Source organism: Pseudomonas sp. 300 (genome assembly GCF_055803035.1).
Map to the genome: position 1 here is coordinate 3,564,474 of NZ_JAVLRV010000002.1, position 24,031 is coordinate 3,588,504.

Sequence of the window (24,031 nt, forward strand, 5' to 3'; positions counted from 1 at the left end):
ACCGAGCCAGGAAACCCCGCAGCTCTGACAGGCACCACCAATCAAATGTGGGAGCGAGCCTGCTCGCGATAGCGGTCTTACAATCAACACCTTCGTTGAATGTTAAGACGCCATCGCGAGCAGGCTCGCTCCCACAGTTTTTTTGTGTTCGGCCTAGGCTTTTGCGGCGGCCAGAATCAACGCCTTCATTTCAGACACCGCCGACTTGAACCCGACAAACAACGCATGCGCCACCAGCGCATGGCCGATGTTCAATTCGTTGATGCCCTTGATTGCCGCGACCGCCTCTACGTTGTGATAGTGCAAACCGTGGCCGGCATTGACGATCAGCCCTTGCGCCAGGCCAAACGCCACGCCATCGGCCACGCGCTTGAGCTCTTCAGCCACGTCCGTCGGCGTCTCGGCATCGGCATAACGGCCGGTGTGTAATTCAATCGCCGGGGCACCGACACGACGGGACGCTTCGATCTGCCGCTCGTCTGCATCGATGAACAGCGACACTTCGCAACCGATCTTCGCCAGACGTTCCACCGCCGCCTTGATTCGCGCTTCCTGCCCCGCCACGTCCAGACCGCCTTCGGTGGTCAGTTCCTGACGGGTTTCCGGGACCAGGCAAATGTGCGCCGGACGGATGCGCTCGGCGAACGCCATCATTTCTTCGGTGACGCCCATTTCGAAGTTCATGCGGGTTTGCAACACATCCTTGAGCAACAGAACATCGCGCTCCTGGATGTGCCGGCGGTCTTCACGCAGGTGCACGGTGATGCCGTCAGCACCCGCCTCTTCCGCGTCCAGTGCCGCCTTGACCGGATCGGGATAGCGAGTGCCCCGGGCCTGACGCAGGGTGGCAACGTGGTCGATGTTCACGCCAAGAAGAATGCGATTGCTGGTGGTCACGGAAGCGCTCCAGAAGAAGAGAAAGTTCGGTGCACAGCATACGGGGTGATCAGGGCTTGCGAAACAACTCGCGACTGACGAGGGGACGACCGCCCAGATGAACGGCCAGCGCCTGGCGCATCAGACGCTTGGCCGCGGACAGCGCGCCGGGGGCAGACCAGTCAGCGTCCGCCATGGCCAGCAGTTCAGTGCCGTTGAACAGACCGGGTTGCAACAGATAGACCTGCTCCAGCCCCGCATCGACTTGCAATCGGTAGAGGCCGTCCGGCGCGATGGGTTCGCCATGGATGTCGGTGGACAGCGCGAAGCCGTACCCGAGATCATCGAGCAGGCGCCATTCAAAGGAGCGCAGCAGCGGTTCCAGCGGACGGCCTTCGGCCAACGCGAGCAAGGTTGCGGCGTAGTGATCGAAGACCGCCGGATGGGGATCTTCTGACGGCAGCAGCCGAATCAGCAACTCATTGAGGTAAAGACCGCTGAACAGCGCCTCACCGTTGAGCCAGGTGGAAATGCCGGCGCTTTCCATGCGCCCGACATTCTTCAACTCACCTCGCCCCCGGAACTCGACCTCCAACGGCACGAACGGCCGCGCCAGCGTCCCGGCCTTGCCCCGCGCACTGCGCAACACCGCCCGCAGCCGACCTTGCGGCGTGAGGAAGTCCACCAATGCGCTGGTTTCACGGTAGGCGCGGGAGTGGAGGACGTAGGCGGGTTGGCCGATGGGTTGGGACATGGAAATCGCAGATCTCAATGAAGGAATGCAGTTTTACAAATAGCCCAAAACCAATGTGGGAGCGAGCCTGCTCGCGATAGCGGTCTGTCAGTCAACATTGATGTTGAATACCAGGCCCTCATCGCGAGCAGGCTCGCTCCCACAGTAGATCTTTATGCAGTATTACAGGTCGCCGTAACCCAGCGAACGCAGCGCGCGTTCGTCGTCGGACCAGCCGCCTTTCACTTTCACCCAGAGGTTGAGCATGATCTTGGAGTCGAACAGCAGCTCCATGTCCTTGCGTGCCTCGGTGCCGATGCGCTTGATGCGCTCGCCCTTGTCACCAATGATGATTTTCTTCTGGCCGTCACGTTCGACGAGGATCAACGCATGAATGTGCAGGGTTTTCCCCTGCTGCTTGAACTCTTCGATTTCCACGGTGATCTGGTACGGCAGCTCGGCGCCCATCTGGCGCATGATTTTCTCGCGCACCAGTTCAGCAGCGAGGAAGCGGCTGCTGCGGTCGGTGATCTGGTCTTCCGGGAAGAAGTGATCGTTTTCCGGCAGGTAACCGGCAATCACCCGCTCCAGCGCTTCAAGGTTGTGCCCGTGCTGGGCCGAGATCGGCATGATCTGCGCGTTCGGCAGCTGCTCCTGCAACCAGCTCAGGTGCGGCATCAGCTCGGCTTTGTCTTCGATGCGGTCGGTCTTGTTCAGCGCCACGATCAGCGGGCCGGTCACGTACTGGACGCGCTCGAGGACCATCTGGTCTTCGTCGGTCCACTTGGTGCGGTCAACCACGAAGATCACCACGTCGACGTCTTTCAACGCCGCCGAAGCGGTTTTGTTCATGTAACGGTTCAAGGCCTTTTCGCCGCCCTTGTGCATACCCGGGGTGTCGACGTAGATCGCCTGGACGGCGCCCTCGGTCTTGATGCCCAGCATGTTGTGGCGGGTAGTTTGCGGCTTGCGCGAAGTGATCGCGAGCTTCTGGCCGAGGATGTGGTTCAGCAGCGTGGACTTGCCCACGTTGGGACGGCCGACGATGGCAACATAGCCACAGCGTGTTGCGATTGAATCAGTCATTGCCATTCTCCACACCCAGGGCAATCAGTGCTGCGGCGGCCGCTACCTGTTCGGCAATACGACGACTCACACCCTGACCTCGGCTTTTTTCATTCAGTAAGGTGATTTCACATTCGACGAAAAACGTCCGGCAATGCGGCTCACCCTGGATATCCACCACTTCGTAACGCGGCAGCTCGCAACCCCGCGATTGCAGGAATTCCTGCAGACGGGTTTTTGGATCTTTGTTGGTGTCGACCAGTGTCAGGCCTTCGAACTCGCCGGCCAGCCAGGCCAGCACGCGCTCACGCGCCATGTCCATGCCGGCGTCCAGGTAGATCGCACCGATCAGCGCTTCCAGGGCATCGGCCAGAATCGACTCGCGACGGAAACCGCCGCTTTTCAACTCGCCGGAACCCAGACGCAAGTACTCGCCCAGATCGAAACCGCGGGCCAGTACCGCCAGAGTCTCACCTTTCACCAGGCGTGCGCGCAAACGCGACAACTGGCCTTCGCGGGCCAGCGGGAAGCGATCGAACAGCGCCTCGCCAGCGACGAAGTTGAGGATGGCATCACCGAGGAATTCCAGGCGTTCGTTGTTGCGCCCGGCAAAACTGCGGTGAGTCAGGGCCAGGACCATCAGTTCCTGATCTTTGAAGGTGTAGCCGAGCTGACGCTCTAGACGGCTTAAGGAGACGCTCACGGTTTACCCACGCTGAGTTCGTGGCTGGATTCCACCGCCATCGCCGTGGTGCGGCGCAGGCTTGGGACAATTAACGCTGTGTTCAAAAATTACATCCTGAATATCATTGTTTTCATGCCGCTGGCGCCGATTGTGGCGACTCCAGAAATGCATTCGGCGCTGTGTTCAACAGCGCCGTGTGTGATTACTTGATCAGGCCAACCCGCGAGAAATTCGGCAGGTGACTGAGTTTGGGTTCCGGCCAGCTCATCCAGACTGCGAAGGCCTTGCCGACGATATTCTTGTCGGGAACCATGCCCAGCAGATCCTTGGGAATGCTCGGATCATCCCAGTAACGACTGTCGTTCGAGTTGTCGCGGTTGTCGCCCATCATGAAGTAGTGCCCGGCAGGCACGGTCCAGGTACGGTCCGGCGATGCGCGATAACGGCTCATTTCCTTGCGGATCAAGTGCTCGGCAGCGCCGAGTTTTTCCTTGTAGAGCTCGGCGCTGCCCAGCGTGCCCGGCTCGGAGCCGACCAGTTGCTCGGCAATCGACTCACCGTTGACGAACAGGCGCTTGTCGGCGGTGTAGCGAACCTGGTCACCCGGCAGGCCGACCACACGCTTGATGTAGTTGACGTTCGGATCACTTGGGTAACGGAACACCATCACATCGCCGCGCTGCGGATCACCGACGTCGATGACTTTCTTGTCGATCACCGGCAGGCGGATCCCGTAAGAAAACTTGCTCACCAGAATGAAGTCGCCAACATCCAGCGTCGGTTTCATCGAGCCGGAAGGAATCTGGAACGGCTCCACCAGGAACGAACGCAGGACCAGTACGATGAACAACACCGGGAAGAACGACTTGCCGTACTCAACCAGCAGCGGCTCTTTGTTCAGCTTCTCGACCACCAACCCGTCAGGCTGGCTGACGCTACCCTGATAGGAAGCGATAGCCGCACGCCGACGCGGCGCCAGGAAAACCAGATCGAGCAACGCCAACAGGCCGCAGACGAACACGGCGATGACCAGCAACAGCGGGAAATTTAGTGACATAGGACCTAACTATCCAACCTGAGCACTGCAAGGAAGGCTTCTTGTGGAATTTCCACGTTGCCGACTTGCTTCATGCGTTTCTTACCGGCCTTTTGCTTTTCCAGCAGTTTTTTCTTACGGCTGACGTCACCGCCGTAGCATTTGGCCAATACGTTCTTTCTGAGTGCCTTGACGGAGGTTCGCGCAATGATCTGTCCGCCAATGGCGGCCTGGATCGCAACGTCGAACATCTGGCGCGGAATCAGTTCTTTCATCTTCTCGGTCAACTGGCGACCTTTGTAGTTCGCATTGTCACGGTGCACGATCAGCGCCAGGGCGTCGACCTTGTCACCGTTGATCAGCACATCCAGCTTCACCAGACTAGCCGATTGGTAACGATCGAAATGGTAATCCAGCGAAGCATAGCCACGGCTGGTGGATTTCAGACGGTCAAAGAAGTCCAGGACCACTTCGTTCATCGGAATATCGTAGGTCACCTGGACCTGGGACCCGAGGAACAGCATGTCGTGTTGCACGCCACGCTTCTCGATGCACAGGGTAATGACGTTGCCCAGGTGCTCTTGCGGCACAAGAATATTGGCCCGCACGATCGGCTCACGCATGTCTTCGATCGTAGACACGTCCGGAAGCTTGGACGGGTTATCGACGTAAATCGTTTCACCGGTTTTCAGCAACAGCTCGAAAATTACTGTCGGTGCCGTGGTGATCAGGTCCAGGTCGTACTCGCGCTCCAGGCGCTCCTGGATGATTTCCATGTGCAGCATGCCGAGGAACCCGCAACGGAAGCCGAAGCCCAGGGCGTCGGAGCTTTCCGGGGTGTACTGCAGCGACGAATCGTTGAGCGTGAGCTTTTGCAGGGCTTCACGGAAATCTTCGAAGTCGTCGGAGCTGACCGGGAACAGGCCGGCGTAGACCTGCGGCTGGATGCGTTTGAAACCTGGCAGCACGTCGACGTCTGGCGTCGAGCTCAAGGTCAGGGTGTCACCGACCGGCGCCCCGTGAATGTCCTTGATGCTGGCAATGATGAAGCCCACTTCGCCAGCCTTGAGGTCAGCCGTAGGGGTGTGTTTCGGGTTGAATACACCGACGCTGTCCACCAGGTGGATCTTGCCGGTGGATTTGACGAGAATCTTGTCGCCCTTCTTCACGCGACCGTGGCGCACGCGCACCAGGGACACAACGCCCAGGTAGTTGTCGAACCAGGAGTCGATGATCAACGCTTGCAGCGGATCTTCGTAGTTGCCGGTTGGCGCAGGAATGGTGTGAACCAGACGTTCGAGCACTTCATCGACGCCCAGGCCGGTCTTGGCGCTGCACTCGACCGCATCGGTGGCATCGATGCCGATGATTTTCTCGATTTCTTCTTTCACACGATCCGGATCGGCCTGAGGCAGGTCGATCTTGTTCAGGACCGGCATGACTTCCAGGCCCTGCTCGATGGCGGTGTAGCAGTTGGCAACCGATTGCGCTTCCACGCCCTGGCCGGCATCGACCACCAGCAACGCACCTTCACAGGCCGCCAGAGACCGGCTGACTTCATAGGTGAAGTCAACGTGGCCCGGGGTGTCAATGAAGTTCAACTGGTACTTGATGCCATCGCGCGCAGTGTAATAAAGGGTGACGCTGTGGGCCTTGATGGTGATCCCGCGTTCACGTTCCAGGTCCATGGAGTCCAGCACCTGGGCTTCCATTTCGCGCTCGGCAAGGCCGCCGCACATCTGGATGAATCGATCGGCCAGCGTCGACTTGCCATGGTCAATGTGGGCGATGATGGAGAAATTGCGGATATGACTCAAATCACTCACGGATCAACACTCAAAAAGGCTGCAGGCATAGCCCGCCGAAAAATAGCCGGGAATTGTACCTGATCCACGGCGCAAGCGTCACGTTCGCAGGTCAGACGGCACCTACAAAAACGCCCCGGTCTTGCGACAGGGGCGTTTTTTTGTCACCCGCGAGGACGGGAAATACCCGTGATCAGCCGGCGCGGCGCAGCAACCAGACCCCGGCCAGGGCGCACACACCCGCCGGCACCAGCACCGCAAACAGTGGCGAGAAGCCGAACACCAGGCTCGAAGGCCCCAGCAGATCCTGGACGATGCGGAAGGTAAAGCCCACCAGTACGCCGGTGAACACCCGCTGACCGAGGGTCACCGAACGCAACGGACCGAAGATGAAAGAAATCGCCATCAGTACCAGCGCGGCAGTGACCAGCGGTTGCAACACTTTGACCCAAAACGCCAGCCAGTAGCGGCCATTGTTCAGCCCCTGATCCGCCAGATAGTGGATGTAACCCCACAGGCCGGTGATCGACAGCGAATCCGGCGACATCACCACGGTGCTCAGCAGTTGCGGGCTCAGTGCGACGTTCCAGCGCTCGACCGGGGCCGTGACCACTTCGGTGCTCTTGTCATGGAACAGCGTGGTCGTGACTTCGCTCAACTGCCAGTGATCCTTGTCGAACTGCGCGCGCTTGGCGAAGCTCGAGGACAGCATGTGCCGTTGATCGTCGAAGCGATAACGGGTCACGCCGTACAGTACGCCGTTGGGTTGTACCGAGTTGACGTGGATAAATTCTTCGCCCTGACGGTGCCACAGGCCATGCTTGGCGCTTTGCGCATCGCCACTGCCTTGAGCCAGCGAGCGGTTGGCCTGCGCGGTGCTTTCGGTCGCCGGTGCGATGTACTCGCCGATCAACACACCCACGACCATCAGGATCAGCATCGGCTTCATCACGGCCCAGACAATCCGACCGACCGACACGCCGGCTGCGCGCATGATCGTCAGCTCACTGTGGCTGGCCAGACTGCCGAGGCCGATCAGGCAGCCGATCAGTGCCGCCATCGGCAACATGTCGTAGAGCCGACGCGGCGCGGTCAGCAGGACGTAGCTCAGGACATCGAGCAGGGTGTAGGTATCGCTGACGTCACTCATTTCGTCGATGAAAGCAAACAGCGTCGCCAGGCCGAGAATAATCCCCAATACCGCCAGGATCGCGATGAAGACGCTGCTACCGATGTAGCGATCGAGCTTAACCACGGGCCACCTCCAGCGCGCTGCGGCGACTCGCCCGCTTCAACTGCAAGGGTTCCCAATAGAGCAAGCCAAGGCCGATGGACAGGAAGATCGCGTGAACCCACCACAAGCCCAGCGCGGGCGGGATCTTGCCCTTTTCGAGGGCGCCGCGGGCGGCAATCAGGATGCTCAGGTAAGCCATATAAAGAAGAATCGCCGGCAGCAGCTTGAGGAAACGGCCCTGACGCGGATTGACCCGCGACAGCGGCACCGCCATCAAGGTCACGATGAAAACCAGCAAGGGCAACGACAGGCGCCATTGCAGCTCGGTGCGCGAACGCAGGTCATCACTGCCGAGCAACGAACTGGTGGGCATAGCATCACGGTCGGTGACTTCGTCGCTGACGTCCGGCTTAGGCAGCAACACGCCGTACTCTTCGTACTTGATTGCACGGTAGTCGGCCTGCCCCGGATTACCGTCGTAGCGATAGCCGTTGTCGAGAATCAGGTAGCGGTTGCCGTCAGGGCGGATTTCCTGACGGCCCTTCTCGGCCACCAACACGGAAATCCCGCGATCCTTCTTGTCCGACGAAATGTTCTTTTGCGAAATGAACACCCCGCCAAGGTTGATGCGGTCATCCGACAGTGTTTCGGTGTAGGTCACCCGGGTGCCGTCACGCAGGGCCTGGAAGCGACCCGGCTCGAGGGTATCGAACTCGGTCAGCGCGTCTTGCTTGTTCAGCAGCAACTGGAACTGATTGGCTCCTTGCGGCGCCAGGCTCAGGCTCAACCACGCTACCACCAGTGCCACCAGGGTGGCCGGAAACAGGGTCATGGTGAACAGGCGCTGCTGGCTCATGCCCGTGGCAGAGAGCACGGTCATTTCGCTTTCAAGGTACAGGCGACCGTAGGCCAGCAGGATCCCGAGAAACAGGCCCAGCGGCAGGATCAGCTGCAGAAAGCCTGGCAGACGAAAACCCATGATCAGGAACAGCGAGCCCGGGTCCAGAAGACCAGCCGCCGCCTGGGCGAGGTATTTGATGAAGCGTCCGCTCATGATGATGACCAGCAGCACGGCACTGACGGCGCTCAAGGTCAACAGGACTTCGCGGGATAGGTAACGGAAGACGATCAAACCAGACACTCCAGGGTTGTCAGGCTAAGGCGGCCAAACAAGCAAACGTATCAGGCAGCCCGCAAGGCAGAGCCGCCGAAAAAAGTTGGCGCATTATCCTGTGATTGGGTGCGCCTGTCACTGCGCATGGTTGCGCAGGCGGTCAAAGCGTTGAAGATCGTACAACCGAGGGTTGTCAGGCGCCGCTAGCGAGGTTCAAACTGCGGCCTTTGTCGCAAGCCGTGACTTGCGTCTTTCGCACTATAAATAAGCAGGCTCGAACGTCTGTCGTCGAGCACTCGCGCGTTGACCCATCATTCAGGGACCCGGACATGGAACTGGTTGTAAAAAGCGTTAACCCGGAAACGTTGAAAACCGCCACGCTGGTGGTCGCTGTCGGCGAAGGCCGCAAGCTCGGTGCCGTGGCCAAACAACTCGACGAACTGAGCGGCGGCGCCATCAGCGCTGTACTCAAGCGCGGCGACCTGGCCGGCAAGGTTGGCCAGAGCCTGTTGCTTCACAGCCTGCCGAACCTCAAGGCCGAGCGCGTGTTGCTGGTCGGCGTGGGCAAGGACGAAGAGCTGGGTGACCGCCCGTTCCGCAAAATCATCGCCGGCGTCCTCAACACCCTTAAAGGCCTGGGCGGCAGCGATGCCGTGCTGGCGCTGGACGAAGTGATCGTCAAGGGTCGCGACAGCTACGGCAAAACCCGTCTGCTGGCCGAAACCCTCGTGGACGGCGAATACACCTTCGATCAGTTCAAGAGCCAGAAAACCGAACCTCGCGCCCTGAAAAAAGTCACCCTCGTGACCATCAAGGCAGCCCAGGCTGAAGTCGAACGCGCCGTGGCCCACGCCACTGCGATCGCCAACGGCATGGCGTTTACCCGCAACCTGGGCAACCTGCCGCCGAACATCTGCCACCCGACGTTCCTCGGCGAACAAGCGAAAAACCTCGGTAAAGAATTCAAAAGCCTGAAAGTCGAAGTCCTTGATGAGAAGAAGATCAAGGAACTGGGCATGGGCTCGTTCTACGCCGTCGGCCAGGGCAGCGCCCAACCGCCGCGCTTGATCGTCATGCAATACAACGGCGGCAAGAAATCCGAGAAGCCGTACGCCCTGGTCGGCAAAGGCATCACCTTTGACACCGGCGGCATCAGCCTGAAGCCGGGCGCCGGCATGGATGAAATGAAGTACGACATGGGCGGCGCCGCCAGCGTCTTCGGCACCCTGCGTGCCGTGCTCGAGCTGAAGCTGCCGATCAACCTGGTCTGCATCCTCGCCTGCGCCGAGAACATGCCGAGCGGCAACGCTTCGCGTCCGGGCGACATCGTCACGACCATGAGCGGCCAGACCGTGGAAATCCTCAACACCGACGCCGAAGGCCGTCTGGTGCTGTGCGACGCCCTGACCTACTCCGAGCGTTTCAAGCCACAAGCCGTGATCGACATCGCGACCCTGACCGGCGCTTGCGTCGTTGCATTGGGCGCACACACCTCCGGCCTGCTGGGCAACAACGACGAACTGATCGGCCAACTGCTGAGCGCCGGCAAGGCTGCCGACGACCGTGCATGGCAACTGCCGCTGTTCGATGAGTATCAAGAGCAGCTGGACAGCCCGTTCGCCGACATCGCCAACATTGGTGGCCCGAAAGCCGGCACCATCACCGCTGCCTGCTTCCTGTCGCGCTTCACCAAGAACCTGAACTGGGCGCACCTGGACATCGCCGGCACGGCCTGGACCAGCGGCGGCAAGGACAAGGGCGCCACTGGCCGTCCGGTTCCATTGCTGACCCAATACCTGTTGGACCGCGCCAAAGCCTGAAACCGATGACCTCGGGCGGCGTCATTTCCGTATGACGCCGCTCAAGGCTCAGGAACCGCAATGACCAAAGTCGACTTCTATATCCTGCCCAGCGCCGATCCTTCGGCACGGCTGGATTTTGCCTGCAAGCTCACCGAAAAAGCCTGGCGCATGGGTCATCGCATCTACCTGCATTGCAGCGATGCCGCCCAGCGTGACGATCTCGATGCGCGCCTGTGGGCCTTCAAGGGCGAAAGCTTCGTGCCCCACGGCCCTGCCGAAAACGAACCGGACGGTTTGATCGTGCTGGGTCTTGGCGATGACTGCGGTCAACATCAGGATTTGCTGGTCAACCTCGACCTGAAAGTCCCGGCCTTCGCCAACAAATTCGCCCGCGTGGCGGAAGTGGTGGTGGAAGATCCGGCGATACGCACGGCTGCGCGGGAGAGTTTCCGTTTCTACCGCGAACAGGGCTATCCTCTGCAAGATCACCGTTTACAGCGACTCTGAGCATTCCGATGGACACTCCAAAACCGCTGCAAAAGTCCGCGCACCTGCTGGACGACCTCGAGTCGATCCGCCAACTGCTCGGCGATGACAACCTGCAACCACCGCTGCTGACCGACACGGTCGAAGACGGTGACCAGGAACAGATTCCGATGTTGTTCGACACGGTCAGCGCCAGCCAGCCAATCGTCGAACCGACACCCGTCGTCGCTGCCGCGCAACCGGCCGCCGCCCCCAAAGGTCCCGACGACCTGCTGCACCTGGACAGCGAACTGCGCGCCGCCGCACAACTGATCATGCAAGACGTGATCGACGACTTCGCCCCGCACATCGAAACCGAAATCAAACGCCGCCTCAGTGCGCGTCTGGAACGGTTGTTGAGCCAGTACAACGACTGAACCCAAACCAGTTTCTCTGTGGGAGCGAGCCTGCTCGCGATAGCGGTGTGCCAGTCGACTTAAAGGGTGACTGATACCCCGCCATCGCGAGCAGGCTCGCTCCCACAGGGGACTTGCACCATTTTTGAGGGCGCGCACTGTCCGCCCCCGCTCGCCCTGCGCCCCATGCCCCGCTATACTCGTCGGCTTTTCCTGAATTAATGCCAATAGGGTCCCGCCGCGCATGGATAAGACCTACCAGCCGCACGCCATTGAAACTTCCTGGTACAACACCTGGGAGTCAGAGAATTACTTCGCCCCGCAAGGCGCGGGCGAGTCCTACACCATCATGATCCCCCCGCCGAACGTCACCGGCAGCCTGCACATGGGGCACGGCTTCAACAACGCGATCATGGACGCCCTGATCCGTTTCCGCCGCATGCAGGGTCGCAACACCCTGTGGCAGCCGGGCACCGACCACGCCGGTATCGCCACGCAAATGCTGGTGGAACGCCAACTCGAAGCCCAGGGCCAGAATCGTCATGACCTGGGCCGTGAGAAATTCCTTGAGAAAGTCTGGGAATGGAAGGATCAGTCCGGCGGCAACATCAGCCGTCAGATCCGCCGTCTCGGCTCGTCCGTGGACTGGGGCCGTGAGCGCTTCACCATGGACGACGGCCTCTCGGAAGCGGTTAAAGAAGCGTTCGTGCGCCTGCACGAAGACGGCCTGATCTATCGCGGCAAGCGTCTGGTCAACTGGGACACCAAGTTGCACACGGCGATTTCCGACCTCGAAGTGGAAAACCACGACGAGAAAGGTTTCCTGTGGAACCTGAAGTACCCGCTGGCCGACGGCGTCAAGACCGCTGAAGGCCACGATTTCCTCATCGTCGCGACCACTCGCCCGGAAACCATGCTCGGCGACGCCGCCGTGGCCGTTAACCCGAACGACGAACGCTACAAAGCCTTGATCGGCAAATTTGTCGAGCTGCCGCTGGTCGGCCGCCGCATACCGATCATCGCCGACGATTACTGCGATCCGGAATTCGGCACCGGTTGCGTGAAAATCACCCCGGCGCACGATTTCAACGACTACGAAGTCGGCAAGCGCCACAACCTGCCGCTGCTGAACATCTTCGACAAGAACGCCGCCGTGTTGCCGGCCTGTCAGGTGTTCAACCTCGACGGCACGCTGAACGAAAGCATCGACGGCAAGATCCCGGCCGAATACGTCGGCCTCGACCGCTTCGAAGCGCGCAAGCAAATCGTTGCCGCGTTCGATGCGGCCGGCCTGCTGGTCAGCGTCAATGATCACGCGCTGAAAGTGCCGAAAGGCGACCGTTCCGGCACCATCATCGAGCCGTGGCTGACCGACCAATGGTACGTGTCCACCAAGCCGTTGGCCGAGCCAGCGATTGCCGCCGTTGAAGACGGCCGTATCCAGTTCGTGCCAAAACAGTACGAAAACATGTACTTCTCGTGGATGCGCGACATCCAGGATTGGTGCATCAGCCGTCAGTTGTGGTGGGGCCACCGGATTCCGGCCTGGTACGACGAGTCGGGCAAGGTCTACGTCGGTCGCGACGAAGCCGAAGTGCGCGCCAAGAACAACCTCGGCCCGGACGTTGCGCTGCAACAGGACAACGACGTTCTCGACACCTGGTTCAGTTCGGGCCTGTGGACGTTCTCCACGCTCGGCTGGCCTGAGCAGACCGAGTTCCTGAAGAAATTCCACTCCACCGACGTGCTGGTCACCGGCTTCGACATCATTTTCTTCTGGGTTGCCCGGATGATCATGCTCACCATGCATTTGGTGAAAAACGAAGACGGCACGCCGCAGGTTCCGTTCAAGACCGTTTATGTGCACGGTCTGGTGCGAGATGGCCAGGGCCAGAAGATGTCCAAGTCCAAGGGCAACGTCCTTGACCCGCTGGACATCATCGACGGTATCGAGCTGGAAGCGCTGGTGCAGAAACGCACCTCCGGCATGATGCAGCCGAAACTGGCGAAGAAGATCGAGAAGCAGACTCGCGACGAGTTCGCCGACGGCATCGCCAGCTACGGCACCGATGCCCTGCGTTTCACCTTCTGCTCGCTGGCATCCACTGGTCGCGACATCAAGTTCGACATGGGCCGCGTCGAAGGCTATCGCAACTTCTGCAACAAGATCTGGAACGCGGCGCGCTACGTGCTGGACAAGGGCGAAGACTGTGGCCAGAACGGCGAAGCCTACGAGCTGTCGCTGGCGGATCGCTGGATCATCTCGCAGCTGCAACGCACCGAAGCTGAAGTGACTCGCCAACTCGACCAGTTCCGCTTCGACCTGGCGGCACAAGCCTTGTACGAGTTCATCTGGAACCAGTACTGCGACTGGTACCTGGAACTGTCCAAGCCTGTGCTGTGGGACGAGAACGCACCGGTCGAGCGTCAGCGCGGTACGCGTCGCACGCTGGTTCGGGTACTGGAAGTCGCGCTGCGCCTGGCGCATCCGTTCATGCCGTTCATCACCGAAGAAATCTGGCAGCGCATCGCGCCGCTGGCCGGTATCGAAGGCAAGACAATCATGCTGCAGCCTTGGCCAGTGGCCAACGAAGCGCGTATCGATCAGGGCGCCGAAGATGACATCGAATGGCTGAAAACCTTGATGCTCGGCACGCGCAATATCCGCGCCGAGATGAACATCGGGCCGGGCAAGCCGCTGAACCTGTTCCTGAAGAACGTCAGCGCTGAAGATCAGCGTCGTCTCACCGAGAACGAAGCCCTGTTGAAGAAACTGGCTCGCCTCGAATCGATCACCGTCCTGGCTGCCGGCGAAGAAGCACCGCTGTCCGCCACCGCGCTGGTAGGCGAGATGGAAGTGCTGGTGCCGATGGCCGGCCTGATCGACAAGGACGCCGAACTGGCACGTCTGGACAAGGAAATTCTGCGTCTGCAGGGCGAAGTCCAGCGCGTCGGTGGAAAACTGTCCAACGCCGGTTTCGTCGACAAGGCCCCGGCCGAAGTCATCGAGAAAGAACGCGCCAAACTGGCTGAAGCCGAACAGGCTTTGGGCAAACTGGCCGAGCAGCATGCGCGGATTGCCAGCCTGTAACGGCAACGCGCAATGAAAGAGGGAGGCCAACAATGGCCTCCCTTTTTTGTGCCCGACGCTTTCTCCCCATCAGCGCAAATCCCCTGTGGGAGCGAGCTTGCTCGCGATAGCGGACTTTCAGCCACCATCAATGTTGAATGTCATGGCCCCATCGCGAGCAGGCTCACTCCTACAGAGGGATGACGCGGTGTTTGTCACAATTGCGTTCACAAGGCCCGGATGTGGGACAATGCCCACCACTTTTAGCCATACCCGAATCGACAACGCCCATGAACGCCCCCCGCACTCCCCGCCCCGCGCGCAAGAAGCCTGACTCCGCCACCCCGGCCAAAGCCGTGGAACCACGTCCGAAGGCCAGCCTGCACCCGCGCAATCGCCATCAGGGTCGCTACGACTTCCCGGAGCTGATCAAGAGCACGCCGGAACTGGCGAAGTTCGTGATCACCAACCCGTACGGCAAGGAAAGCATCGACTTCGCCAGCCCCGACGCGGTGCGCGTGTTCAACCGGGCGCTGCTCAAGTCGTTTTATGGCGTGGCGCATTGGGACATTCCGGCCGATTACCTGTGCCCGCCGGTGCCGGGGCGTGCTGACTATGTGCACTTCCTGGCCGACCTGCTGGCCAGCGTCAATGACGGAGAGATCCCGCGCGGCGCGCCGGTCAAGGTGCTCGATATCGGCATGGGCGCCAACTGCGTCTATCCGTTGATCGGTTACAGCGACTACCGCTGGCACTTCCTCGGCTCGGAAATCGACCCGACCGCCGTGGCCGCCGCCAAAGCCATCGTCCAGTCCAACGGTCTGAACAAGGCCATTCAGTTGCGCCAGCAGACTAATCCCAAGCACATTCTGCTGGGCTTGCTCGAACCCGGCGAACGCTTTGACCTGACCATGTGCAATCCACCGTTCCACGCTTCGATGGACGAAGCGACCAAGGGCAGCGAGCGTAAATGGCGCGCACTCGGTCGCGCCGACCCGAAACGCAAATTGCCGGTGCTGAACTTTGGTGGTCAGTCGGCCGAACTGTGGTGCGAGGGCGGCGAAGCGCGTTTTGTGACGCAACTGATCGCCGAGAGCGCGCATTTTCAACACAAAGTGCTGTGGTTCAGCACCCTGGTCTCGAAAGCCTCGAACCTGCCGGCGATTCAGACGGCGCTGAAAAAGGCCGGCGTGCTGGAAAGCCAGGTCGTGGAAATGTCCCAGGGCCAGAAGCAAAGCCGCTTCGTCGCCTGGACCTTCCAGACCAAATCCGAGCAACAGGTGTGGCGCGAGCGTTGGGCGCGTAAAAGCTGAGTAAAGCCATTTCTGACCTGTGAAAATCCAATGTGGGAGCGAGCCTGCTCGCGAAAGCGGTTGATCAGTCACATCAATGTTGACTGTCAGATCGCTTTCGCGAGCAGGCTCGCTCCCACATGGGTTTAGATGTTTGCAGGTCAATCGCTGAATCACAGACACAAAAAAGCCGTGCCCGGATCGCTCCGGAGCACGGCTTTTTTTTACTGCGTCTTACTTGTTAACAGCGTCGGTCAGGCCTTTGGCCACAACCAGCTTGATAACTTTCTTGGCAGCGATTTCGATGGCAGCGCCAGTCGAAGGGTTACGGCCGGTACGGGCAGGACGCTCAGTCACTTTCAGTTTGCCGATACCTGGCAGAGTGATTTCGCCGCCGTTTTCCAGCTGATCGGCAACGATTTGGCCCAGTTGGTCCAGAGCATTACGCGCGGTGGTTTTTGGCGCGTCGATAGCTTCAGCGATGTCGGCGATCAGTTGGTCTTTAGTAAGAGCCATGTAGTGTTCCTTCCCTATCAAATTCATATGGATTGCAGAGTGCAGTGTCAGCCATCGAGCCCGATCTTCTGGATCTGGCACCCTCGGCCAATAACCACGGGATCGGGGTTATAGATACCGAAATCAGGGTTTGGTTCGACCTGACAAATGCTGAATGCACGCTTAACGCAGTGACTTCGCGCAAGACCGGGCAAAACTAGCACAGAGACGGGGAAATATCCGCCTCTAGCTAGCCATTTGGTCAGCTTTATTGCTCTAAAACGGCAAAAAACTGCATAAGCGCTGCCGCACGCCTGCGAATTGCCCTTCGCACCGCGCCAAAACCAGTGGTTGCGGTACACTTGGCACTTTTTCGGGAGCCTGCCCTGCTCTCTCCAACCAGCCGCTTCAAACAGCCGAGAAGCCCATGCCGATCCGTCATTGCATCGTCCACCTGATCGACAAAAAACCCGATGGCACACCCGCAGTTCTCCACGCTCGTGACTCGGAACTGGCCGAGTCCAGCGCCATCGAGAACATGCTTGCCGACCTCAACGAGAGCTACAACGCCAAACAAGGCAAGGCCTGGGGTTTCTTCCATGCCGAGTCCGGGGCGCATCCGTTCAGCGGCTGGCTGAAGGAATACCTCGACGGCGGCAAGGATTTCACGGCGTTCAGTCGTGTGGCGGTGGAGCACCTGCAAAAGCTGATGGAAGAGTCGAACCTCTCGGTGGGCGGCCACGTGCTGTTTGCGCATTACCAGCAGGGCATGACCGATTACCTGGCGATCGCCCTGTTGCACCACAGTGAAGGCGTTGCAGTGACCGATGAGCTGGACGTGACCCCGTCCCGCCACCTCGACCTTGGCCAGTTGCACCTCGCGGCGCGGATCAACGTCTCGGAGTGGCAGAACAACAAACAGTCCAAGCAGTACATTTCGTTCATCAAAGGCAAGAACGGCAAAAAGGTTTCGGAGTATTTCCGCGACTTCATCGGCTGCCAGGAAGGGGTCGACGGTCCCGGCGAAACCCGCACGCTGCTCAAGGCGTTCAGCGATTTCGTGGAAAGCGAAGACCTGCCGGAAGAGTCCGCCCGCGAAAAAACCAAGACCCTGGTGGATTACGCCAGCAGCCAGGCAAAAATGGGCGAGCCCATGGGCCTGGAAGAACTCTCCGGGCTGATTGACGAAGAACGCCCGAAAGCCTTCTACGATCACATCCGCAACAAGGACTACGGCCTGTCGCCGGAGATTCCGGCGGACAAACGCACCCTGAACCAGTTCCGTCGCTTCACCGGTCGCGCCGAAGGGCTGTCGATCAGCTTCGAAGCGCACCTGCTGGGCTCGAAGATCGAGTACGACGAAGAAGCCGGCACGCTGATCATCAAAGGCCTGCCGACTCAGCTGACTGACCAGCTCAAGCGACGCAACTGATGCTTGGCGGCGTGCTGAAGAAATGCCTGCTGATCCTGCTGGTGGTCGTGGTTTATCAGAACTGGGGCAAGATCGAGCGGGTGTTCAATCCTTCGCAGGTGGTGTCCGAACAGACCCAGGCCAAGGCCAACGTCGTGCTCTACGCCACTGAATGGTGTGGTTACTGCAAACTGACCCGGCGCTTTCTCGATCAGAAAGGCATTCCGTACAAAGCATTCGATATCGAGAAGGACGCCGAGGCGCGCAAGGCCTACGAGGCGTTGGGTGGCGGCGGGATTCCGATCATCGATGTCAACGGGACGCTGATTCGTGGGTATGACCCGGATGCCATTCTTGCGGCCCTGAAGTAACTCTCCAGCACGACACAATCCTTTGCACGCGCTGGCTTGCCAGCGCCTGCAGGTCGGTGCATGACCAGTAATCCGCGCTTACTGTTTTTCGATACGGAAACCAAACCGCGGAAAGTGCACATGCACCACACCGCCACGTTCGTCTTCGCGGCGCAGAATCAATTCCTCCCGCCCGGCAAACAGCAACTCCCCGGCCACCGGATCAACACCGTAATCGGTCGCCGCGATGACCACCTGCTGACCCAACTCAAACCCGTTAGGCTCGTCGGACTGCTCATCCGGCAACGCGGCCGGTGTCGCCTTGCGCGCCACTTCCAACGCCTCTTCGGACGTCATCTCGCTGGACGCGCCATGACCGAAGCCCATCACCCGCCCGAACCACGCAGAAACCGCCGGATAGGCATCGACCAACGGTGCAGTCACCGGCGTAGCCTTGAGGAACCACAGGCAGTGCGCCAGGGCAAAGTCGGCAATCGACGGTTCGCCGAACAGGAAGTCGCCCTGCTCGCGCTGAAGCTGCTGCTCCAGGCGCCCCATGATCGTCGGCCATTGATGCCGGGCTTGCTCGGCGGACAACCGGGTAGCGCTGCCGCCACTGAACAACCCGGCGCGATCGGCCAGGAACGCCTTGATCGCTTCTGGCGGCATAGCGCCGAAGCGCACAGCGATCGATTCCGGCTGAAACACCAGGCTGACCGCATGCTGGAACACCACCGAGTCCGCCCACGCGGCGAAGGTTGCAGTGATCATTTCCTGACCTTCCGGGAAGAACGCCGGCAAGGCTTTTTCCTGCTCCAGTCGACGGGCGATCAGCGAAGTGTCGCAATAAATATCAGCGCCTATCTGCAACACCGGGGTCTTGCGATAGCCGCCAGTCAGGGCCGTCAGATCAGGCTTTGGCATCACCGGCGAAATTTTTACCGAGCGCCAGGACAGCCCCTTGAAGCCCAGCAGCAGGCGGGCCTTTTCGGCAAAAGGGGACGTCGGGTAATGATGAAGAATCAACTCGGACATGCTCGGCTCCGCCGCACGGATAGGGAATCCGCAGCTTAGCGCGCATTGCGCGAGCCTCCCACCCATCCGCCTGATGGGAACTTATCAGTCAGATTGATAAGCCGGCCGCAAAGGTCGCCACCAGACACTCCTTGGCGCTTTTCTTGAGTTTTTTGATCAGCCGTTCCTGGCGCAGCGCTTCGCTTTTATCGCGACAGACTTCGGTATAGACCAACGCAACAGCCGGACTGGAGAGAAAGAAGCGCGCGCCTTTACCGCTCTGATGAGTGGCGAAGCGGCGGACGGGATCGTCGCTGATCCCGCAGTAGAGCGAACCGTTGGCCGCGCGAACGAGGTAGACGAACCAGGGCTTGCTGACCGGCAGCGTCGGTTCGGCGGCATTGGCGGCATTGGCGGCGGGTTCGCTCGGCGTGTTCACGTGACGATCAAGGCTTGAAAGGAAACAAGCCGCGATCTTATCAGCGACTGGCCTGAAATGCCTTCAGCCCCTTCAAGGCCTGAGCGCGAACGGCGTTTCTCACCAAAGGCGTCCAGCCCAGCAGCAGGCCCTTGAACCCCAGAGCCTGACGCGACCAGGTCCACAGATCAAAACTGTCGTGATGCTCGCAGATCTTGCCATCGCGAAAGACAAAACGGGCCTGAATGTCGTTGATCACGGTATTGCCGGTCTGGCTGAACAGGTACGTCGCCACCCAATGCGCGCCGCCGCTGCGTTCATCGCTGCGCACGTTATCGAAGGTCAGGGAAAAGTCCTTGGCCCGGGTGGTGAGCATGCGCCACATGTCGCCCGCGTCGCGCCCGCGCAATTGGCCAAATGCCGGATCACTGAACACCACGTCGTCGGTGTAGCAGGCACTCATGGCCTCGGCATCCAGACGCTGGAAGGCTTCGTAGAACCGGGTAATCAAGGCGTTGTGGGCATCACTCATGGATAGGCTCCCTGGTTTGAAAACGGGCTTCGTAGAATTGCCTGCACGATAGTCAACTAATGGCCAGAACACTACCGGCATTCGTGGCGCAAATACCCTCTGGTGTGCCCAAGCCTAATGCACCATGCCACTCTCACGGGCATAGGCAAACAGGTCCACATCCGTGGAAATGCCCAGCCGCTGCATGGCCATGCTTTTCTGTTTGCTGATGGTGGAAACGCTGCGTTTGAAGTAGCCGGCGATTTCACTGACGGTCATGCCACTGGCGAGCATTCTGACCACTTCGTGCTCTTTAGCGGAAAGCACAGCGGAACTCGACTGACCGCGCGCGTCTGCCTGAAGCAGCGCAGTGCGCAACGACTCGCTGATATAACCGCGACCTTCACCCACTGATTTGATCGCCAGGGGCAGTTCCTTGGCCGACGCGCTTTTGTCGATGATCGCCACCACGCCGAGTGCGAACGCCGCCCGCAGCGTGGTGACGTTGGCAAACATCGTGACCAGAATGATCGGCATCGTCGGGTAGCTGCGTCGCACCCGGCTCAGCATCTTCAGCCCGTCGGCCTGCAGGTTGCCCGGCATGCAGAAGTCGGTGATCAACAGATCACACAAGGCGTCGTGTACAGCAGACTCAACAGACTGTCGGGACCCTCCGCCTCCCCTACCACCACACATGTCCGGTTCAGATCGACGAGCATTCGCATGCCGATACGAACGACCGGATGGTCGTCAGCAATGATTACGCGCATTGTCGGATTTATCCTGTTTGGTGACTGGAATGCGCGAAAAATAGCGCCGTCCGGGTCCTACCACAACGCCCTTTCCCGAGCGTAAAACCACCTCACCCAATGTAATCGGGGGCCTGTTCTTTCTCCTATAAAACAAAAAGAACCGCCCTACATTTACAAGCTACATCGGCCACACAGAAGGACTACAAACATCGCGACGCAGAAAGACGATCGCAGCCCGCAACACGCTTACATACACCAGGCTCGCCGTTTTCGTATTAGTTGCATTCCGCCTGCACCCCTCGGCCGATAGATTGCGCCCTGCCCGCACAGGGCAATTCCAGCAGTCCTTCATCAAGGAAGACCCGACACATGAACAAACGTCTATCGCTGCTGACGGCAGCTTTACTTCTGGCAGGCGCATCGTCGGCATTCGCGGCGTCGAGCACTGACCTGACGGTAACGGGCATCATCACACCGGCCGCTTGCACCCCGAGCCTGACCAATGGCGGTATCGTCGATTACGGGAAAAGATCCGCGAAAGATCTGAATCAGATCATCCACACGCCACTCGGCGAACAGACCATTCAACTGACGGTTAACTGCGATGCAGCCGAGCAGTTTGCGATCAGCCTCGCAGACAATCGAAAGAACACAGCAAGCCTGATTGGTGGCGTGCAGAACTTCGGTCTGGGATTGATCAACGGAAATGAAAAGTTGGGGCATTACTACCTGGGTTTCAAAAAGCCGGTCGCTGATCTCGCAGTGCAACTACTGTCGTCGCATGACGAGGGAAAAAGCTGGCGGGTTTTTCCAGAAGAAGATTTTATTCCACGGACCTATTGGGTTGCGTTTGGCAACGCTACCGGTAGTGGTTATGCACCTGACTTCCTTCGCGCCGTGACGGTGGATATTGTGGTCACTGCCTTGATCGCCCCTGCCAACACTCTGACCCTGACCGACGAAGTCGCACTCGACGGCTCTGCAACCCTGCAGATCGAGTACCTGTAACCCGCCATCCTCTGACCGGCAACGCCTGACATCTCGCGTTGCCCGCTCTCCCGGTACGCCTGTCAATAACGACCTCCCTCCTCGCGCAACGCGCAACGGATCTGCAACTTACGCCTACAAAACCAAAAGAAATGCCCTACGCCTGCAGGGCCATTCACCCCACATCAAATCCCACAAAAACCACCCGGGACAACCCGCAACATACGTTCATACACCGCGGTGCCGTTTTTCGTATTAGTTGCATTCCGCCTGGCGACCTCGACCGATAGATTGCGCCCTGTCCGTATAGGGCAACTCCCAACAGTCTTTCATCAACGAAGAGCCATACATGAACAAGCGTTTATCCCTTTTGACCGCTGCCTTGCTGCTGACCGGTGCATCGTCGGCGTTCGCGGCGTCCAGTACTGACCTGACGGTGACGGGCATCATTACTCCGGTGGCCTGTGAACCGACTCTCGCCAACGGTGGTGTCATTGATTACGGAAAAATCTCCGCGAAAGACCTGCGTGAAACTGCTCACACCCCACTCGACATCAAAACCATTCAGCTCACAGTGAACTGCGATGCATCAGCGCAGTTTGCGATCAGTACTCTCGACAACCAGGCAGGCACAGCAAGTCTGGGTAGCGAGATGGGGTTGGGCCTGATCAATGGAACTGAAAAACTGGGCTACTACCAGTTGGGTTTCAAAAACCCGGTCGCAAACGTTCCGGTGAGCGTTGGGTATTCAAGGAACGAGGGCGCCACCTGGACAGGGCTTGCCGATGACGAAGCGAAGCTACCGAACGACTGGATCGCGTTTGGCAACCGGATCAGTGGCACCTGGACACCTGAGTTCGTTGAAAACGTCACAGTGGACATGTGGCTAAACACCTCCATCGCCCCCGCCAACAGCCTGACCCTGACCGACGAAGTCGCACTCGACGGCTCTGCAACCCTACAGATCGAGTACCTGTAACCCTCCGCCATCAACGGGTAACGCCCGGAACACAGCGTTACCCGCTCACTCAAAGGACGACCCATCATGGACAGATGCTCCCTCGCTCTATTGACCCCACTGCTGATCGCCTGCGTCCCCGTGGCCCTCGCCGCCAGCAGCACCCACCTGAGCGTCACCGGCCTGATCACCCCCAGCGCCTGCACACCCAGCCTGTCCGGCGGCGGCATCGTCGACCACGGTAAAGTCACGGTGAAAAACCTGAGACCGGACCAGCCCACAGCCCTGGAAAACAGCACGCTGTATCTGCAGGTGAATTGCGGTGGCGCCACGCCGTTTACCCTGACGACGATCGACAACCGCGAAGGCACTTCCGCCATCCACCCCAATAGTCACGGGCTGGGCACCATCAACGACGACCAGAACCTGGGCAGCGTTGCACTGGGCCTGTTCGATACGGTGGCCGATGGGGCTGCGGTGAGATCCATCATTTCCCTCAACGACGGTGCCACCTGGCGAGTGTCCTCCTACCTGGGACACGCTGGCCAGACCGCGTTCGCGGCATTGAACGACCTGAGCACACCGATTGCCATCAAGGATTTGCGTGCGCGGCTCACGGCGTTTACCACCATCGTTGGCGCCAACGACCTGCCGCTGACCGATGAAATCCCCATCGACGGGCACGTCACCGTGCAACTGAACTACTGATCGGCCGGTGTTGCCGGTTCCATTTTTTTTGAACATTCAATGAGACTCGTCATGACGATGTTTTCCAAAGTCACCCGTCATCTGTTCCATTCCGGCCTCGGCGCATTTGCGCTGCTGCTGACCGCACACGCCCAGGCCGACGGCATGGTGCCGAACACTTCGGTGGTCATCGTCAACGAGGCTGACGGCGAAGCGTCCGTGTCCGTAACCAACACCGATGCCAACCTGGCGTTGATGCACGTCACCCTCGAAGACATTGCAGAAGACAGCGAATCGCTGGTGTTCGTGACGCCACCGCTGGCACGCGTCGAAGCGGGCAAGACCCAATTGGTGCGGTTCATTCTGCAATCGGAAAAACCCTTGCTGACCCAGCGTTTGAAGCGGGTGATCTTCGAAGGCATACCCCAGGGCAAAACCCCCGCCGAAGCCGGACAGGCACGAGTCGGCGTAACCGTGCGGCAGAATTTGCCGGTGATCCTGCACCCCAAAGGCCTGGCGCCCAATCGCACGCCGTGGACCGACCTGAAATGGTCGCTGAAGGACGGTCAACTGACCGTGCGCAACGACACGCCTTACGTGGTCCGTCTGGGCCAGGAAGTGCAATTGTTGCCGGCGGCGGGCAACGCGATGTTGCCGAAAACCTACGTGCTGCCCGGTGAGCACATCAGCATCAAGGTGCCCGAAGGCGCCGCCACGCAGGTGCGTTTTCAACCGGCGACGGTCTACGGCTTTGCAGTGCCGCATTACGAGGCGCCCATCCAGTCCTGAATCCCTATGACGGCGTCATCAAGGAACGATGAGCGCCCATGTTTCAAGGCGACGGTCGCTTGGCCG

Annotated in this window: 23 protein-coding genes and 1 pseudogene; 11 read left to right on the top strand and 13 right to left on the bottom strand. The window is 59.6% G+C overall.

The window, feature by feature from the left end; translation table 11 throughout:
* Nucleotides 1-153 precede the first annotated feature (153 nt).
* From pdxJ to lptF, 8 genes are all read right to left on the bottom strand, one after another.
* Complete coding sequence (pdxJ, locus tag Q7W83_RS22805; RefSeq protein WP_150631245.1) at nucleotides 154-897, bottom strand: pyridoxine 5'-phosphate synthase; 744 nt, start codon at nucleotides 895-897, stop codon at nucleotides 154-156.
* A gap of 49 nt (nucleotides 898-946) precedes the next feature.
* Nucleotides 947-1,630: a DNA repair protein RecO gene (recO, locus tag Q7W83_RS22810; RefSeq protein ID WP_150631246.1), complete on the bottom strand. Its 684-nt coding sequence runs from the start codon at nucleotides 1,628-1,630 to the stop codon at nucleotides 947-949.
* Between the two features lie 162 nt (nucleotides 1,631-1,792).
* On the bottom strand, nucleotides 1,793-2,695 hold the full coding sequence (gene era, locus Q7W83_RS22815; protein ID WP_150631247.1) for a GTPase Era: 903 nt from the start codon (nucleotides 2,693-2,695) through the stop codon (nucleotides 1,793-1,795).
* On the bottom strand, nucleotides 2,688-3,377 hold the full coding sequence (gene rnc, locus Q7W83_RS22820) for a ribonuclease III (RefSeq protein WP_010463056.1): 690 nt from the start codon (nucleotides 3,375-3,377) through the stop codon (nucleotides 2,688-2,690). The genes era and rnc overlap by 8 nt, the downstream gene beginning before the upstream one ends.
* A 184-nt stretch (nucleotides 3,378-3,561) precedes the next feature.
* Nucleotides 3,562-4,416, bottom strand: a complete 855-nt coding sequence (lepB, locus tag Q7W83_RS22825) for a signal peptidase I (protein ID WP_150631248.1) — start codon at nucleotides 4,414-4,416, stop codon at nucleotides 3,562-3,564.
* A 5-nt stretch (nucleotides 4,417-4,421) separates the two neighbouring features.
* Complete coding sequence (gene lepA, locus Q7W83_RS22830) at nucleotides 4,422-6,221, bottom strand: translation elongation factor 4 (RefSeq protein WP_150631249.1); 1,800 nt, start codon at nucleotides 6,219-6,221, stop codon at nucleotides 4,422-4,424.
* Nucleotides 6,222-6,393: 172 nt separating this feature from the next.
* On the bottom strand, nucleotides 6,394-7,455 hold the full coding sequence (gene lptG / locus Q7W83_RS22835; protein ID WP_473657119.1) for an LPS export ABC transporter permease LptG: 1,062 nt from the start codon (nucleotides 7,453-7,455) through the stop codon (nucleotides 6,394-6,396).
* Entirely contained in the window at nucleotides 7,448-8,566 is a 1,119-nt protein-coding gene (lptF, locus tag Q7W83_RS22840) for an LPS export ABC transporter permease LptF (RefSeq protein ID WP_150631251.1), read from the bottom strand. Before lptF ends, lptG begins: the two co-directional genes overlap by 8 nt.
* A 311-nt stretch (nucleotides 8,567-8,877) precedes the next feature.
* Here lptF and Q7W83_RS22845 point away from each other — a divergent pair, with 311 nt between their 5' ends.
* From Q7W83_RS22845 to rlmF, 5 genes are all read left to right on the top strand, one after another.
* Nucleotides 8,878-10,368: a leucyl aminopeptidase gene (locus Q7W83_RS22845; RefSeq protein ID WP_150631252.1), complete on the top strand. Its 1,491-nt coding sequence runs from the start codon at nucleotides 8,878-8,880 to the stop codon at nucleotides 10,366-10,368.
* Between the two features lie 60 nt (nucleotides 10,369-10,428).
* Complete coding sequence (locus Q7W83_RS22850) at nucleotides 10,429-10,857, top strand: DNA polymerase III subunit chi (protein ID WP_150631253.1); 429 nt, start codon at nucleotides 10,429-10,431, stop codon at nucleotides 10,855-10,857.
* Between the two features lie 8 nt (nucleotides 10,858-10,865).
* On the top strand, nucleotides 10,866-11,252 hold the full coding sequence (locus Q7W83_RS22855; RefSeq protein ID WP_150631254.1) for a DNA polymerase III subunit chi: 387 nt from the start codon (nucleotides 10,866-10,868) through the stop codon (nucleotides 11,250-11,252).
* Between the two features lie 223 nt (nucleotides 11,253-11,475).
* On the top strand, nucleotides 11,476-14,322 hold the full coding sequence (locus tag Q7W83_RS22860; RefSeq protein ID WP_150631255.1) for a valine--tRNA ligase: 2,847 nt from the start codon (nucleotides 11,476-11,478) through the stop codon (nucleotides 14,320-14,322).
* Between the two features lie 269 nt (nucleotides 14,323-14,591).
* On the top strand, nucleotides 14,592-15,614 hold the full coding sequence (rlmF, locus tag Q7W83_RS22865) for a 23S rRNA (adenine(1618)-N(6))-methyltransferase RlmF (protein WP_150631256.1): 1,023 nt from the start codon (nucleotides 14,592-14,594) through the stop codon (nucleotides 15,612-15,614).
* 213 nt (nucleotides 15,615-15,827) lie between these two features.
* On the opposite strand, the gene Q7W83_RS22870 is transcribed toward rlmF, so the two are convergent.
* A complete protein-coding gene (locus Q7W83_RS22870) occupies nucleotides 15,828-16,109 on the bottom strand; it encodes an HU family DNA-binding protein (protein ID WP_007905514.1) in 282 nt (93 codons plus the stop codon).
* Nucleotides 16,110-16,515: 406 nt separating this feature from the next.
* Here Q7W83_RS22870 and yejK point away from each other — a divergent pair, with 406 nt between their 5' ends.
* Both yejK and Q7W83_RS22880 read left to right on the top strand, forming a co-directional pair.
* Nucleotides 16,516-17,520 (top strand): nucleoid-associated protein YejK, encoded by a 1,005-nt coding sequence (yejK, locus tag Q7W83_RS22875; RefSeq protein ID WP_473657127.1) that lies wholly within the window; start codon nucleotides 16,516-16,518, stop codon nucleotides 17,518-17,520.
* Nucleotides 17,520-17,870 (top strand): glutaredoxin family protein, encoded by a 351-nt coding sequence (locus tag Q7W83_RS22880; protein WP_150639668.1) that lies wholly within the window; start codon nucleotides 17,520-17,522, stop codon nucleotides 17,868-17,870. The genes yejK and Q7W83_RS22880 overlap by 1 nt, the downstream gene beginning before the upstream one ends.
* Before the next feature lie 78 nt (nucleotides 17,871-17,948).
* Here the strand turns inward: Q7W83_RS22880 and Q7W83_RS22885 are convergent, their stop codons facing one another.
* From Q7W83_RS22885 to Q7W83_RS22900, 4 genes and pseudogenes are all read right to left on the bottom strand, one after another.
* Nucleotides 17,949-18,884: a glutathione S-transferase family protein gene (locus Q7W83_RS22885; RefSeq protein ID WP_150639667.1), complete on the bottom strand. Its 936-nt coding sequence runs from the start codon at nucleotides 18,882-18,884 to the stop codon at nucleotides 17,949-17,951.
* An 88-nt stretch (nucleotides 18,885-18,972) separates the two neighbouring features.
* Nucleotides 18,973-19,302, bottom strand: a complete 330-nt coding sequence (locus tag Q7W83_RS22890; RefSeq protein ID WP_473657130.1) for a GIY-YIG nuclease family protein — start codon at nucleotides 19,300-19,302, stop codon at nucleotides 18,973-18,975.
* A 40-nt stretch (nucleotides 19,303-19,342) separates the two neighbouring features.
* The gene (locus Q7W83_RS22895; protein WP_473657132.1) at nucleotides 19,343-19,813 is read right to left on the bottom strand and encodes a nuclear transport factor 2 family protein; all 471 of its coding nucleotides are present in this window, start codon (nucleotides 19,811-19,813) and stop codon (nucleotides 19,343-19,345) included.
* Between the two features lie 114 nt (nucleotides 19,814-19,927).
* Nucleotides 19,928-20,562, bottom strand: a pseudogene (locus tag Q7W83_RS22900) (response regulator).
* Between the two features lie 351 nt (nucleotides 20,563-20,913).
* Here Q7W83_RS22900 and Q7W83_RS22905 point away from each other — a divergent pair.
* The 4 genes from Q7W83_RS22905 (at nucleotide 20,914) to Q7W83_RS22920 (ending at nucleotide 23,965) form a co-directional block, all read left to right on the top strand.
* The gene (locus tag Q7W83_RS22905; protein ID WP_150639663.1) at nucleotides 20,914-21,552 is read left to right on the top strand and encodes a DUF1120 domain-containing protein; all 639 of its coding nucleotides are present in this window, start codon (nucleotides 20,914-20,916) and stop codon (nucleotides 21,550-21,552) included.
* Nucleotides 21,553-21,880: 328 nt separating this feature from the next.
* Nucleotides 21,881-22,510, top strand: a complete 630-nt coding sequence (locus Q7W83_RS22910; RefSeq protein ID WP_458377064.1) for a DUF1120 domain-containing protein — start codon at nucleotides 21,881-21,883, stop codon at nucleotides 22,508-22,510.
* A 66-nt stretch (nucleotides 22,511-22,576) separates the two neighbouring features.
* Nucleotides 22,577-23,197, top strand: coding sequence for a DUF1120 domain-containing protein (locus Q7W83_RS22915; RefSeq protein ID WP_150639661.1), 621 nt, complete (start codon nucleotides 22,577-22,579; stop codon nucleotides 23,195-23,197).
* A 51-nt stretch (nucleotides 23,198-23,248) separates the two neighbouring features.
* Nucleotides 23,249-23,965, top strand: coding sequence for a fimbria/pilus chaperone family protein (locus Q7W83_RS22920; protein ID WP_150639660.1), 717 nt, complete (start codon nucleotides 23,249-23,251; stop codon nucleotides 23,963-23,965).
* Nucleotides 23,966-24,031 lie beyond the last annotated feature (66 nt).